Annotated in this window: 13 protein-coding genes; 1 reads left to right on the top strand and 12 read right to left on the bottom strand. The window is 75.0% G+C overall.

Annotated features, from left to right (window positions below; translation table 11 throughout):
• Positions 1 to 38 precede the first annotated feature (38 nt).
• From AB0B01_RS03465 to AB0B01_RS03425, 9 genes are all read right to left on the bottom strand, one after another.
• The gene (locus AB0B01_RS03465; protein ID WP_361712410.1) at positions 39 to 644 is read right to left on the bottom strand and encodes a response regulator transcription factor; all 606 of its coding nucleotides are present in this window, start codon (positions 642 to 644) and stop codon (positions 39 to 41) included.
• Positions 641 to 1,756, bottom strand: a complete 1,116-nt coding sequence (locus AB0B01_RS03460; RefSeq protein WP_361712408.1) for a sensor histidine kinase — start codon at positions 1,754 to 1,756, stop codon at positions 641 to 643. The genes AB0B01_RS03465 and AB0B01_RS03460 overlap by 4 nt, the downstream gene beginning before the upstream one ends.
• A gap of 163 nt (positions 1,757 to 1,919) precedes the next feature.
• Positions 1,920 to 2,855: a squalene/phytoene synthase family protein gene (locus tag AB0B01_RS03455; RefSeq protein ID WP_361712406.1), complete on the bottom strand. Its 936-nt coding sequence runs from the start codon at positions 2,853 to 2,855 to the stop codon at positions 1,920 to 1,922.
• A gap of 65 nt (positions 2,856 to 2,920) precedes the next feature.
• Positions 2,921 to 4,612 carry a protein kinase gene (locus AB0B01_RS03450; RefSeq protein ID WP_361712404.1) on the bottom strand — a complete coding sequence of 564 codons (1,692 nt, stop codon included), beginning with the start codon at positions 4,610 to 4,612 and terminating at the stop codon, positions 2,921 to 2,923.
• A 27-nt stretch (positions 4,613 to 4,639) separates the two neighbouring features.
• Positions 4,640 to 6,235 (bottom strand): peptide-N4-asparagine amidase, encoded by a 1,596-nt coding sequence (locus AB0B01_RS03445; RefSeq protein WP_361712593.1) that lies wholly within the window; start codon positions 6,233 to 6,235, stop codon positions 4,640 to 4,642.
• Positions 6,236 to 6,422: 187 nt separating this feature from the next.
• On the bottom strand, positions 6,423 to 6,926 hold the full coding sequence (rraA, locus tag AB0B01_RS03440; RefSeq protein WP_361712402.1) for a ribonuclease E activity regulator RraA: 504 nt from the start codon (positions 6,924 to 6,926) through the stop codon (positions 6,423 to 6,425).
• A 41-nt stretch (positions 6,927 to 6,967) separates the two neighbouring features.
• Positions 6,968 to 7,234, bottom strand: coding sequence for a GlsB/YeaQ/YmgE family stress response membrane protein (locus tag AB0B01_RS03435; RefSeq protein WP_361712400.1), 267 nt, complete (start codon positions 7,232 to 7,234; stop codon positions 6,968 to 6,970).
• Between the two features lie 88 nt (positions 7,235 to 7,322).
• A complete protein-coding gene (locus AB0B01_RS03430; RefSeq protein WP_361712398.1) occupies positions 7,323 to 8,225 on the bottom strand; it encodes a hypothetical protein in 903 nt (300 codons plus the stop codon).
• Positions 8,222 to 9,163: a phosphatase PAP2 family protein gene (locus tag AB0B01_RS03425; protein WP_361712397.1), complete on the bottom strand. Its 942-nt coding sequence runs from the start codon at positions 9,161 to 9,163 to the stop codon at positions 8,222 to 8,224. Before AB0B01_RS03425 ends, AB0B01_RS03430 begins: the two co-directional genes overlap by 4 nt.
• Before the next feature lie 230 nt (positions 9,164 to 9,393).
• Here AB0B01_RS03425 and AB0B01_RS03420 point away from each other — a divergent pair, with 230 nt between their 5' ends.
• Positions 9,394 to 10,062 carry a TetR/AcrR family transcriptional regulator gene (locus tag AB0B01_RS03420; RefSeq protein ID WP_361712395.1) on the top strand — a complete coding sequence of 223 codons (669 nt, stop codon included), beginning with the start codon at positions 9,394 to 9,396 and terminating at the stop codon, positions 10,060 to 10,062.
• 184 nt (positions 10,063 to 10,246) lie between these two features.
• On the opposite strand, the gene AB0B01_RS03415 is transcribed toward AB0B01_RS03420, so the two are convergent.
• The 3 genes from AB0B01_RS03415 to AB0B01_RS03405 form a co-directional block, all read right to left on the bottom strand.
• Entirely contained in the window at positions 10,247 to 10,789 is a 543-nt protein-coding gene (locus tag AB0B01_RS03415; protein WP_361712591.1) for a TerD family protein, read from the bottom strand.
• 140 nt (positions 10,790 to 10,929) lie between these two features.
• Positions 10,930 to 12,165 carry a VWA-like domain-containing protein gene (locus AB0B01_RS03410; protein ID WP_361712393.1) on the bottom strand — a complete coding sequence of 412 codons (1,236 nt, stop codon included), beginning with the start codon at positions 12,163 to 12,165 and terminating at the stop codon, positions 10,930 to 10,932.
• Positions 12,166 to 12,172: 7 nt separating this feature from the next.
• Positions 12,173 to 13,360, bottom strand: coding sequence for an AAA family ATPase (locus tag AB0B01_RS03405; protein ID WP_361712391.1), 1,188 nt, complete (start codon positions 13,358 to 13,360; stop codon positions 12,173 to 12,175).
• Between the last annotated feature and the right edge of the window lie 2 nt (positions 13,361 to 13,362).

Below are 13,362 nucleotides of genomic sequence, written 5' to 3'. Positions count from 1 at the left end.
CGGGCACCCGCGGGAAGACCGGCCCGGTCCGCGCGGCGTCAGAGCCAGCCCTGGCTGCGGGCCGCGCGGACGGCCTCCATGCGGTTACGGGTGCCGGTCTTGCCGATGGCCGCGGACAAGTAGTTGCGCACCGTCGACTCCGACAGGTGCAGCCGCTCGGCGATGTCGGCGACGGTCGCCCCGTCCACGGCGGCGTTGAGAACGTCGACCTCACGCGCGGTCAGCGGGTTCGGGCCCGCGCTGAGGGCCGCTGCCGCGAGCGCGGGGTCGATCACCGTCTCCCCCGCGAGCACCCTGCGGACCGCGGCGGCCAGTTCCTCCACCGGCCCGTCCTTCACGAGGAACCCGCCGGCCCCCGCCTCCATCGCCCGGCGCAGATGGCCGGGCCGGCCGAAGGTGGTCAGGATCAGCACCCGGCAGTCGGGGCAGCGCGTGCGCAGCTCGGCTGCCGCGTCGAGGCCGCTGCGGCCCGGGAGTTCGATGTCGAGCAGGGCCACGTCGGGCTGGACGCGGAGCGCCGCGGGCACGATCTCGTCGCCGGCGCCGACCTGTGCGACCACCTCGATGTCCTCCTCCAGCCCGAGCAGCAGCGCCAGCGCGCTGCGCATCATGCCCTGGTCCTCCGCCAGCAGGACCCTGATCATCGACACTCCCCGTTCCCCTCTGCTTCGGCCGGCTCCGCCGGCAGCTCGGCGGTGACCCGGAAGCCGCGGTCCGGTGCCGGTCCGCTGCTCAGGGTGCCGCCCGCCGCGGCGAGGCGCTCGGCCAGGCCGGTCAGCCCGCTGCCCGCCGGTGTCGAGCCTACGCCGCTGCCGTCGTCGGTGATCACCAGGCGGACCCGTTCCGCGGAGCTGCGGACCTCGATCTCGCACCGGGTGGCCCGGCTGTGCCGGATGGCGTTGGTGACGGCCTCGCGGACGACCCATCCCAGCAGCGCCGCCGACTGCGGGGACAGCGGCGGTCCGGACTCGCGGATGAGGGGCTCGATGCCCGCGGCGGTCAGCACGCCCCGGGCACGGTCGAGCTCCGCCGCGAGGCTGGCCTCGCGGTAGCCGGTGACCGCCTCCCGGATCTCGGTGAGCGCCTGGCGTCCCACGGACTCGATGTCCGAAACCTGGCCGAGGGCCGCTTCCATGTCGCGGGGTGCGATACGGCGGGCCGCCTCCGCCTTCACCACGATCACCGAGAGCGTGTGGCCGAGCAGGTCGTGCAGATCGCGGGAGAACCGGAGCCGCTCGTGGTCGACCGCGGCGCGCGCCAGCTCCTGGCGGGTCTCGTGCAGCTCCTTCACCGTCTCGGACAGGGCGAGGATGGCCGCGGTCACCATGCCGGACAGGAACGTCCCGTAGACGATGCCGAGGGCGTCCCAGCCCTCGTCCCGCGCCGCGACCACCCCGGCGAGGGCGGTGATCACGACCATCACCGGGGCGAGCGCCCGGCCCCGGACCACCGCACCGGCGGCGAGCCCCCAGAGCGGGAAGAACAGCAGCCAGTTGTCGCCGTAGGCGAGGCCGAGGGCGCAGGTGACCGCGCCGAGCGCGGCCAGGCACCAGCGGGTGCCGGGGTGCTCGCGCGCCCGCGTGACGAAGGCGCGGAACACCAGCGTGACGTAGAGGGAGTTGAAGACGAGCAGGCCGAGCCCGCCGGTCCAGGGGTTGGGCGTCTCCCCCTGGATGATGTTGGAGATGGCCCCCATGCCCACGAGCAGCCAGGGCAGCAGGGTGTGGACGCCCCGGATCTCCGACGTCCGCCTCATCGGGTGCTCCGTCCTCTTGCGGCTTCCCGGACGGCCCGCCAGGCCGTGGGGGGCTGTGGGCGTCGTGTGCGTCGTGTGCGTCGTCCGCGTCATGTACGCCACGGTAGGAACCGTGCCGGGGCCGGCGGCAGATGCATCCGTACGGAACCCGGTAGTACGGATGTCACTGGTCAGGGCTCGGAACGCGGGTCCCGCGGGATCCGCGGACCCGGCGGGCGCGGGCCAGGGTGCGCAGGGGGGCCTGCAGGCCGTAGCCGACGTTCTTGCGGAGGGCTCCGGCTCCGGCCCGTTCCACCGCGGCCAGCTGGTGGCCCATCAGCTCGGCCATCGCCGCGATCACCGGGCGCAGGCCCGGCTCGACGAGGTCGAGGATGCCCGCGGTGGCGGCCAGCGCGGTCCGGGCGCGTGCACACTCGGCGCCGAGCAGCTCCCGCACGGCAGGGGTGTCACGGGCCTGTTCCAGGTCGGCCCGGGTCACGCCGTGCTCGGCGAGGTGGGCGCGCGGCAGGCAGAGCCGGCCTTCGGCCAGGTCCCCGGCGAGGTCGGCGAGGAAGTCCACGCGCTGGGCGGCGTCGACGAACCGCCGCCAGCCGGCCGCTTGTTCCTCGTCGGGGCCGCCCTGGTACTGCAGGCCGGTGAAGACCAGCAGCCCCGGCCAGGCGTAGGTGTCGAGGTAGGCCTGGAAGTCCTCCTCCGTCGCGAAGCCGTCGAAGCGGGCCTCGGCCGTGGCCGCGCCCTCCAGGAACCGCTCGACCCAGTGCACGGGCAGACCCCGGGCGTCGACGGCGTGGGCGTACGCGCGCAGCAGCGGGTCGGGGCTGTCGCCGGTCTGCAGCGCGGCGTCCACCCCCTCGGCCAGCGCGGCCAGACCTGCGGACCGTTCCTGCAGGGTGCCGGTCTCGGCCACGTCGTCGACCAGGTTCATGAATCCCACTCCTGCCGTCAGCCAGGGCACCAGCGGCGGCGCGGCGAGCAGCCGCAGCGTCAGGTACGGGGCGGGCTCGCGGCGCAGGACCCGGCGCGCCACGTGGGTGTAGTCGGCCCGCAGGGCGGGGCCGGCGATCCCGGCCGCCGTGAGGGTGGTGCGCCAGCTGGGCATGGGTGGTGAGCTCCTCGAACGGTGTGCGACCGTACGCGCGTGCGCACGGGTAGGGGTACACGGTCTCAGGAGCGGTAGACCTTCTTCACCTTGCCCTGGGTGTCGGCGTAGAGGTAGCCGCCCTGCCCGTACTCGTCGCTCAGGTAGGGCCGCATCGAGGGGGTCTGGTCGAACAGCCAGGGCTCGACGATGACGTAGCGGGAGGTGGGGTTGGCCACGCCCAGCTCCTGCTTGGCCTTTTCGAGGAGACCCGGGAGGGCGTCCCAGTTCACGGTGGCCATGTCGATCAGCGGCTCGTCCTCCTTGATGGTGCCGCCGGGGCCCGTGCGCCTGGCCTCGCCGTCGCGGTACTCGTAGCGGTCGTACGTCTTGGCTCCGGAGGCGGTGGGGATGGAGGCGAGCACGTACTCCTCGTAGACCACCATCTCCACGAAGGCGGTGGTACCGGTCTTCTGCTTGAACGCCTCGATGGCGGTACGGACCTTGGCCGGGGCGAGCAGGGAGCCCTTCGGGGCGGTCTTGCCCTTGGGGGTGGGGCCGGCCCCCGGGGTGGCCGGGGCGGCGGAGGGGGACGCGCCGGAGGAGGCGGTGGGGCCCTTCGCGGTGTTGCGGCCCGTGGAGTTGCCGTCGGGCAGGAACTTGAACAGGACGACCGCGCCGACGGTCAGCACCAGCGCGAGCACCCCGCCGATCAGCGCGGAGCGCCGGCCCGCGGGGCGGGTCACCGGGACGGGACTGGTGGCCGCGTACGGGGAACCGCCGCCGGGGGTGAACGGAGGCGCGTAGGGCTGGGGGTGAGTGGACTGCGGCCCCTGAGCCCGGGGAGGCAGGGTCGGCGCGCTGGGCGGTCCGTACTGGCCCAGGGACACCGGGGGTACGACCGGCGGGGCGGGCGCGGCGGCACCCGGGAGAGCGGCGCTCGCGTTCCGGAGCAGCTGTTCCAGCTGCTCCGCGTCGGGCCGCACGGCCGGGTCCCGGACCAACAGCCGTTCCAGTACGGGGCCCAGCGGGCCGGACCGCACCGGCGCCGGGATCGGCTCGTCGAGCACGGCGACGACGGTGGCCAGGCTGGTCGCCCGGCGCAGCGGATGAACGCCCTCCGCCGCCACGTACAGCAGCATGCCGAGAGACCACAGGTCGGAGGCGGCGAGCCCCTCCTCGCCGCGCACCCGCTCCGGCGCGATGTACTCGGGCGAGCCGATGAGCACCCCGGTGGAGGTCAGCGCGGTCGAGTCGTGCAGCGCCGCGATCCCGAAGTCGGTCAGTACGGCGGACCCGTCCGGACGCAACAGCACGTTGGCCGGTTTCACATCGCGGTGCAGCACCCCTTCGGCGTGCGCGGCCCGCAGCGCGGACAGCACGTCGAGGCCGAGCCGCAGCACCTCCGCCACCGGCATCGGCCCGGACTCCAGCCGGTCGTGCAGGGAGCCGCCCTTGACGAGCTCCATCACGATCCACGGATGTCCGTCGGAGCCCTCCGCGGGTTCCACGATGTGGTGGATCGTCACCACGTGGGGGTGCGCGAGGCGGGCGAGCGCCCGTGCCTCGCGCACCGCCCGCTCGCGCAGCTGGACGGCGAGCCCGGGTTGGGCCGCGGCGGTCGCCGGGTCCGGCGGACGCACCTCCTTGAGCGCGACGTCGCGGTGCAATGCGATGTCGCGGGCACGCCAGACCGTGCCCATGCCGCCGGCCCCCAGGGGCGCGATCAGTTCGAAGCGGCTGTCGACCAGCTGTCTGCCGGCCTCACTCGTGTCCATGGCCGGTCATCGTAGGCGCAGCCGGTGTCAACAGCGTCGCCGGTCCACGGTCACGGCGCCCTGAGCGGTGGCCACCGTGCGGTCGTAACAGCCGTGTCCCTGGTCAGCCCCGTACAGCTGGTAGCGCTCCGAGCTGGTGCCGACCGCGTGCCGCTGCTCGCGCGGGACGTTGGCCGTGTAGCTCGCGTCGCCCGTGTACCGGTCGTCCAGCCATGACCGGTCCACGCGGTGGCCGCCGCGCAGGGTGACCGTCTCGGCGCGGTCTCCGAGCGCGATGACGGTGCGCAGGCGGCCCGCCGCGCCGAGGGTGGTCTCGCCGTCCATCGTGTACGTGCGCGCGGTGCGGACGGTGGTGGGGCCGCGGGTCACGCTCTCCTCGTCGGTCCAGGTCGCGGTCAGCGCGTCCTGGTTCTCGTCCTGCGTCCAGCGGTGCACGGAGGTGTTGCGGACGGCGCGGGTGACGGTGGTGGTCACCCGGCCGTGGGAGGTGTCCAGGCGTCCCGCGACGGTCAGCCGGTGGCCGCCCTCGGTGTCGAGGCGGTGTTGCGTGGTGGGCGAACCGGGCGTCCAGTGGCTGGAGTTGCCCGGATCGCTCTCCTCGTGCCGGGTGAGGGTCCCGGTGACGACCTCCCGGTGCTCGTCCTGCCACAGCAGCAGGTTCACCGGGGTGCTCCAGCCGCTCTGGCCGGCCGGCACCCCCGCGACGGCCACCTCGATCCGGTGCGGGCGGCCGTCGTTGAGGAGGGCGGCGTAGGGGGTCAGGTCGTAGACGATCGGCTGGACGTCGAAGGCGCGGGGGGCGGGCGTGACGTACCAGAGGAAGGGGTTCGACCAGCCGCCGGTCCACACGGTCGGGAAGGGCGCGGCGATGCCCGCGAGTTGCCCGTCGACCACGATGCGGACCTCGCGGTAGGGGCCGTCGGCGGCCTTGCAGGAGTACGGGGCCGCGTCGGGGGTGGTCAAGTACCAGTACTCCTCGCAGCCGCCGCCCGAGCCGGTGGCGTACACCTCGGCGAGGAGCCGCTCGGTGTTGCGCGGGGTGGTGAGGGCGGGGGCGGTGAGCGGCAGGACGCGGTCGGGGGTGTCGGGCGCCGGGTTCCGCCCCTCGGTGGCGTAGAAGGTGAGGGTCACCTTGACGTCGATGACACCGGTGTAGGTCTCGTTGACGACGTTGCCGATGAGCATTTCGACGGGCTGGGGGCGGCTGAGCGTGTCGCGGTAGCGGGTGACGTCCTTCTCGACGGACCAGGTGATGCCGTCGGGCGAGGGCTCGGGGGTGGAGGTGCGCAGGATTTCCACGCCGCCGAGGGAGAGGTGGCCGAGGCGGTCGTACTGGCGGCCCTTGACCTTCCCGTCGAGGCGCAGGACCACCTTGGACCAGCGGGGTCCGCCGCCGACGCCGCCCCCGCAGCCGGTCGGCGGCACGTAGCTTCCCACGTAGGGGGTGAAGTCGCGGAACTGGGCCTCGGCCAGGGTCAGCTCGCAGGAGGCGGTCGCGGGCCGGGACACCGGCAGGGCGGCGGTGAGCGGGTCGTGCCAGTCGGTCCCGAACTCCGCGGGCGGCTCGGTCGCGGGGGCGGGCTGCCCCGCGCCCCCGGAGCCGGGTACGGCACCGGCGGGCACGGTGGGTCGGCCGAGGGCGGCGCCCGCGGGTCCCGCGGCGGCGGCCAGGGTGCCTGCGGCGAGCACGAGCGCGCCGAGCAGCCCCATGATCCTGTGTCGTGTCATGGCCCCGCAGTGAATCCCGCCCGGACCCGCCGGCACCAGGCCCACTGCCCTGCCCATGGCCGAATCTCGCCCCCGCCGTGCGCTACGCCGGCGCGGGCAGGACGGCGATGCCGTCGTCGTCCGCGTGGACCGCGTCGCCGGGACGGAAGGTGACGGTGCCGATGGTGATCGGGGTGTCCACCGTGCCCGCGCCCGTTTTGCCGCTCTTGCGGGGGACCGTACCCAGGGCCTTGATGCCGAGGTCGAGGCCCGCCAGGGCAACGCTGTCGCGGACCGCGCCGTTGATGATCAGGCCGGCCCAGCCGTTGCGCTGCGCCGCCCCGGCGATCAGGTCGCCGGTGAGGGCCGTGCGCAGGGAGCCGCGGCCGTCCACCACGAGGACGGCGCCCTCGCCGGGTGAATGGAGCAGCTCCCGCAGCAGGGCGTTGTCCTCGTGGCAGGAAAGCGTCCGCACCGGGCCGGCGAACAGCCTGCGCCCGCCGAACTGGCGGAAGGCGGTGGTGCAGATGAGCAGGGCCTCGCCGTGCTCGTCGTACAGATCGCTGGTGGGGACGGTGTCACGCTCATGGTGCTCTGGGCTCCTCACAGCCGGTACGTCGCACCGTGCGGCCCAGCGTAGGCCCGGCGTCAGTCGCGGGAGTTGCCGAACAGCAGCCGGTAGCCGATGAGCAGCACCAGCGAGCCGGCGATGGCGGAGCCCCAGGTGGCGGGGTCGTAGAACTCGTTCGCGATCGACTTGTCCAGGAACTTCGCGGAGAGCCAGCCGCCGGTGAAGGCGCCCGCGATGCCGATGAGGGTGGTGCCGATCAGGCCGCCGGGATCGCGTCCGGGCAGCAGAAGCTTGGCGATGGCCCCGGCGAGCAGCCCCAGGACGATCCAGCTGACGATCCCCATGCCGTGTTCACTCCGCTTCGTCGGTGCAGGTGAGTACGTGGATGCACTCTCCCGCAAGGACGCGCGTCCGACCGGTCCGGTTCTCCCGTCAGGCCGCCACCCGCTGGGTCATCGGCACCGCGGCGGCGGGCTGCGGACCGGGCTGCGGGCTCGGCTGCGGACCGGGCTGCGGGCTCGGCGCCGCGCGGGTCAGCAGCAGCACCCCGCGGGCCGCCGCCAGCGCCCCGGCCACCGCCAGCAGCAGGCCCAGCGCGCCCCCCTGCAGCCGCTCTCCCAGCAGGACCATGCCGATGGCGGCCGCGGCGAGCGGATTGGCCAGGTTCACCACGGCGAGCGGGGCGCCGAGCCCGCCCCGGTAGGCGCGCTGCGACAGCAACATCCCGCCGACCGCGAACAGCATCACCAGCAGGGCCACCGACACGACCCGGACGCTGAGCAGGGCGCCGCCCCGGCCGGCCGCCACCGCGACCGTCTGGGTCAGGGCGGAGGCCACGGCCGAGGCCAGCCCCGACGCGGTGGCGTGCCGCAGCCCCGAGCGCACGTCGCGGCGCGCGGTGAGCAGCAGGATCGCGGCGGTGGTCGCGCCCGAGACGGCGAGGGCCTCGGCGAGGGTGAGGGTGTCGTCGGGGGCCGGGCCGGAGGCCGGGAGCAGCAGCAGGCCGAGCCCGGCGACCGTGGCCAGGGTGCCCCGCCATTCGGTGGCGGCGACCCGTCGGCCGGCCCGGTGCGCCCCCAGCGGGACGGCGGCCACGAGGGTGAGCGCGCCCAGCGGCTGGACCAGGGTCAGCGGCCCGTACCGCAGGGCGGCGGCGTGCAGCAGCGCTGCGGCGGCGTTGAGCCCGGCGGACCACCACCAGGCGCCGTTTCCGAGCAGGTCCCGGGCACTGCGGGCCACGGCGGCGCGGGCCAGCCGCTCCTGGGCCACGGCCGCGGCCGCGTAGGCCACCGCGGAGGCGAGGCAGAGCAGGACGGCGAGGAGGGGGGCGTTCACCGGCCCACCCCCGCGGCCGCGGCCCTGGCCCCGGTCTCCCCGGCCCCGGCAGCGGCCCTGGCCCCGGCCCCGACGGGCCCCGCCTCCGCCCCGGCTCCGGCAGCGGCGGCGGCCCCGGTCCCGGCAGCGGGCCGCGCCCGGGGCAGGTGGCGTACGACCGGCACGGACCGGGACGCGGTACGGGCGACCGGGCGCGGCACCAGCAGCAGCGCCGCCCCGAGCAGCACGGTGGCGACGATGGCGTCGAGCCAGTAGTGGTTGGCCGTACCGACGATCACGAGCAGGGTCACCAGCGGATGCAGCAGCCACAGGGTTCGCAGGCGGGAGGTGGTGGCGGCCATCATGCCGAGCGCCAGCATCAGGGCCCAGCCGAAGTGCAGCGAGGGCATCGCGGCGAACTGGTTGGCCATGGTGTCGGCGGCGGGCGCGGCCCGGTAGACGGCGGGCCCGTAGACCTGCGCCGTGTCCACCAGGTGTGCGGCGGCGAGCATCCGCGGCGGCGCGAGCGGGAAGGCGAGGTGCAGCACGAGGGCGGCGCCGGTCAGGACGGCCAGCACGCGGCGGACCCACAGGTAGTGGCCGGGTCTGCGCAGGTACAGCCAGACCAGGAAGACCACGGTGGCGGGGAAGTGCACCGCCGCGTAGTACGTGTTCGCGGTGTGGACGAGCAGGTCCCCGCCGGCCCCGGGGGCCGCCTCGCCGCCGTGTAGCAGCAGGCGCTGGACCACGCCCTCGCCCGGCAGGTGCAGGGCGCGCTCGGCGTCCCAGATCCGGGCGGCGTTGCGGAAGGCCTCGTCCGTGCGGTCGGTGGCCAGCAGCCGGCCGGCCTTGTAGACGGCGAACAGGCCCGCGACGAGGAGCAGCTCGCGTATGAGGCGGCGCCGCTGCCCGGTGCCCGGGCCGGCGGCGGGCCCGTCGGGTGTCGTGTGGGAGGTCATTCCCCCGGTCTCTCTTCCTGTACTCGCGCTGTACTCGCGCGCCGCTCGTCAGGCCGATGGGGCACCGGTGCACGGCGGCCGGTTCCGGCCACCCGCTCCATCGACACGCCAGTGTATCGATACATTCGCGTATCGATACGCGGGTGTACCGATACGTTGCCGTTTCCCGTACACTTTTTGCAGGAACCCGCCTCAACCCGCCGCGGACCCCCCGAGGAGAACCGCCCGCCATGACGTCGACGCCGCCCGCCGCGCGCCGCTCCAAGATCACCCCGGAACGGGTGCAGGAGTTCTACGACGCCGTCCTGGATCAGCTGCGTGAGCACGGGTACGAGGCGTTGACCATGGAAGGCGTGGCCGCCCGGGCCTGTTGCGGGAAATCCACGCTCTACCGGCAGTGGAAGACCAAGCCGCAGCTCGTGGCGGCCGCCCTGCGCGCGAACCGGCAGGGCACGCTCGTCGCCGTGGACACCGGGACGCTCGCCGGAGACCTGCGCGAGGCCGCCCGGATCGCGGCGGGCAACTCGGGCCGCGACACCCGGCTCACCGAGGCCCTCGCCCACGCGGTGCTGAGCGACAAGGAACTGCAGGCGGCGCTGCGCGAGGCCCTGATCGAGCCCGAACTGGCCGCGTTCGACGCGATGGTGGCCCGGGCGGTGGAGCGCGGCGAGATCGCCCCGGACCACCCGGCCGTGGAGTTCCTCCCGGCCCAGCTGATGGGCGTCCTGCGGATCCGGCCGGTGCTGGAGGGGCGGTACGCCGACGCCGACTACCTGGTCCGCTTCGTGGAGGCGGCCCTGCTCCCCGCCCTGGGCCTGGCCCCGCTCCTGGCCCCGGAGCCGGCCGTCACCCCGGAGCCGACCGTGACCCCGGACCCCGGCCGGACTCCGACCCCCTGAACCGGCGGGCCGCCGTCACCGATGACCGGACGGCGGCCCGCCCGCGCTGCCTCGTGGGGACGGCGGCAGCGCGCCACCCGGACGGGGTGGCGGCCGCTCACTCGACGAGGGAGCGGCCGCCGCCCGGTCTGAGCGGCCCCGGCCGCATCCCGACCCGTCCCATTCCCCTTGGCCGGCGCCGCCGTCAGGGACGGGCGGCCCCCATGATCCGGACGAACTCCCCCGGATCGGCGTCGAATCCCCGCACGGCCGCGTCCAGCGACCAGCCGCCCGCAGCGTCCCGCATGAACTGCGCGACGGTGGCGGCGGTGGCGGTCGGCACGCCCGCGAAATCGCCCACGGCGAGATCCGTGTAGCCCTCGCGGATCCGGATCCCCGTGCCGCCTATGGCGGCGAAGGTCTTCGTCCGGGCGCCGCGCGGGCCGGTGTCCTGGATCACCACGCCCACCACCACGCGCGCCAGCTCCGGTGCCATCCGGTTCAGTTCGAGGGTCATCACCTCGTCGTAGCCGAAGCCCTGACCGGTCTGGCTGTCCCGGTTCAAGGTGATCGTGCCGTCCGGGGACCGGCTGCCGAAGTGCACGAGGTGGGCGGGCTCCCCGTGGGGGTCCGCCGCGGTGTAGACCGCGGCGATGATGTCCAGGTCGTGCGCCGGCGTGCCCGCGGGGCTCGGATCCCACCGCAGTGCGATCTCCACCTTGGCCAGGCTCTTGCGCACCCCGCTCACCGAATCGCTCACCGAACTGCTCACCGAACTCCCCCTCCGCTTGCCGGGTGTTGCCCGGCCATGCTGTCATGCGGCGGCCGCGGCGGCCCGTACCACCGTACGTTCCCGGCCAGTTCGGCAGCGGGCGGTCGAGGGGGCCGTCACTGTCCCGGGGCCACCCGTACGGTCTCCACCCAGGCCGGCGGCTGCGGCGCACCGGCCCCGATCAGCGCGGCGATCAGCCGGCAGGACGGGCTCTCGTCCGGCCACGGCGTGTATCCGTCGGTCAGCACGACGACGATGTTCGGCCGGTCGGGCATGGCCAGCGCGGCGCGGATCCCGACCCGCATGTCGGTGCCGCCGCCCCCGGCCAGGGTGACCTGCTCGGTGCTCGTCACCCGGTTCACGGTGTGCACGTCCGCATCGCAGGCCAGGACCGCGACCCGGTTGCCCCGGACCCCCACCTCGCGCAGCACTCCGGTCACCTCGCCGAGCGCGGCGGCGAGTTCCTCCTCGCCCATCGAGCCCGAGGTGTCGATGACGACGGCGACCCGCGGCAGCGGCCGGCGCAGGCTGGGCAGCACCACCCGGCCGCCGAGGGCGGGGGTGCGGCGCGAGGGACGGCGGTACGTGTAGTCCACCGCGCCGCCCGCCCACGCGGCGGCCTCCCGTACGGCACCGGACAGCGCGCGGCGCCAGTCGACGGTGGGCTCCAGCAGTTCCCGGGCCCAGCGCTGCCAGCCCTCCGGGAGGCTGCCCCGGGTGCGCTGGTGGGCCCGCATCGCCTGGGCCGTCTGGCGGCGCAGCGCCTCCGCCTCGACCGGGCCGATCCGGGCGGGTGCCGCGCCTTCGCCCAGGTCCCAGGGCATCGGCGTCCCGTGGGCGCCCGAACCGCACTCCGCCACGTGCGGCGGGGAGGGCGGAACCGCCGGCAGGTACGACTCGAACATCCCCCCGGTGGGCAGGCCGAAGAGCCTCGGCTCCATCCGGCCCTCGGGCAGTGCCAAGCCGTCGGCCAGGAGGTCGTCGTTGATCTCGCAGTCCTGGGCGATGTTGATCCGCTGCCGGTCGCCCTGGTCGGCGGCCGGCAGCCGGTCCGCCCTGCCGTGGTGGTCGCGCAGCAGGTGGGCCACCTCGTGGATCCACACCCCGGCCAGCTCCGGCACGGGCGTCGCGTCGACGAAGGCGGGCGCGACGTAGCAGCGCCAGTGCCGGTCCACGCCCATCGTGGGGATCGCGGCCGAGGGGACGACGGTGAGCGCGTACAGGGCGGAGGCCAGGTACGGCCGCGCCTCGGCCGCCTTGAACCGGGCGGCGAGCAGTTTCGCCCGGTCCAGCCGGGCGTGCGCCACGCCTTCCGGGTCCTCCTGGGGCAGGCCGTTCGCCGACACGGTCATGCGCCGGTCAGCCGCCGCCCGGCAGCGCGCCGGAGAGCTGGAGCAGTTCGATGAACGCGTCGATACCGGCGGGCACGGGCCAGTCCAGGTCCCGCATCGCCGCGAGGTCGGTGGCGGCCCGCGCGGCCACGTCGGGCACGCCGGCGTCCACGGCCTTGGCGAGTACGGCCCAACCGGCCTCCCAGCGGGGACGGGTCGGCTCGGCCTGGACGGCCGCCACCACGGCGATGAGGAAGGCCAGCTGGCGGTCACCGCGTTCGGGCAGCGCGAAGGCGTCCGGGTCGGCCAGGACCCGGTCGGGGTCGGGTAGGTCCAGGTGCTCCATGTACGAGAGCAGCTCGATCCCGGCGGCTTCCCCGACGGCGCCGGTCAGCGCCGCGGCCAGGGCCTCCCGGCCCGCGCCGGTCGCGTACCCGGTGGCCAGCAGGCGCAGCGCCATCTCCCAGGTGCGCGGGGAGGGCCATGCACGGCCGCGACCCTCGGCCTCGTCGGGCATGTGGTGGACGAGCCCGGGGCGGGCGGTGAGGAAGCCGGAGATGACGCCGCGGGCCCGTGCCACGGCTCCGGGGACCCGGGCGGGGTCGACCGCGGGGAGGGCCACCTCCGGCCAGGTGCCGGCCATGCCGCGGGCCACGGTGCGCGGGTCGTGGGTCCAGTCGAGGTGGACGAAGCGGTTGGCGAGCGGCGGGCTGAGGTGCCAGCCGTCCGCCGCGCTGGAGGGCGGGTTGGCGGCGGCCACGATCCGGACCGGCTCCGGCAGGACGAGGCTGCCGACCCGGCGTTCCAGGACCACGCGCAGCAGGGCCGCCTGCACGGCCGGCGGAGCGGAGGACAGCTCGTCGAAGAACAGCAGTCCGTGGCCGGTGCGGGCCAGGCGTACCGCCCAGTCCGGCGGGGCCATGGGGACGCCGGTGGTGGCGGGGTCGTCGCCGACGACGGGCAGCCCCGCGAAGTCCGAGGGCTCGTGGACGCTCGCGATGACCGTCTCCAGCCCGACGCCGAGAGCGGTGGCGAGCCGGTCCATGCCCGCGGACTTCCCGATGCCCGGCTCGCCCCACAGCAGCACCGGCTGATTGGACGTCACGGCCAGGGCCAGTGCCTCCAGTTGGGGGTTGGAGGCGGGTTCGGTGCGGGTGGCGCGAAGCCGGGCGCCCAGGGCGTCGGCGGCCGCGAGGGCCGGCGGCGGCGTGCTCATGC

This window comes from Streptomyces sp. NPDC044571 (assembly GCF_040647115.1).
GTDB lineage: Bacteria > Actinomycetota > Actinomycetes > Streptomycetales > Streptomycetaceae > Streptomyces.
This window is presented reverse-complemented; position numbering and strand designations above follow the sequence as displayed.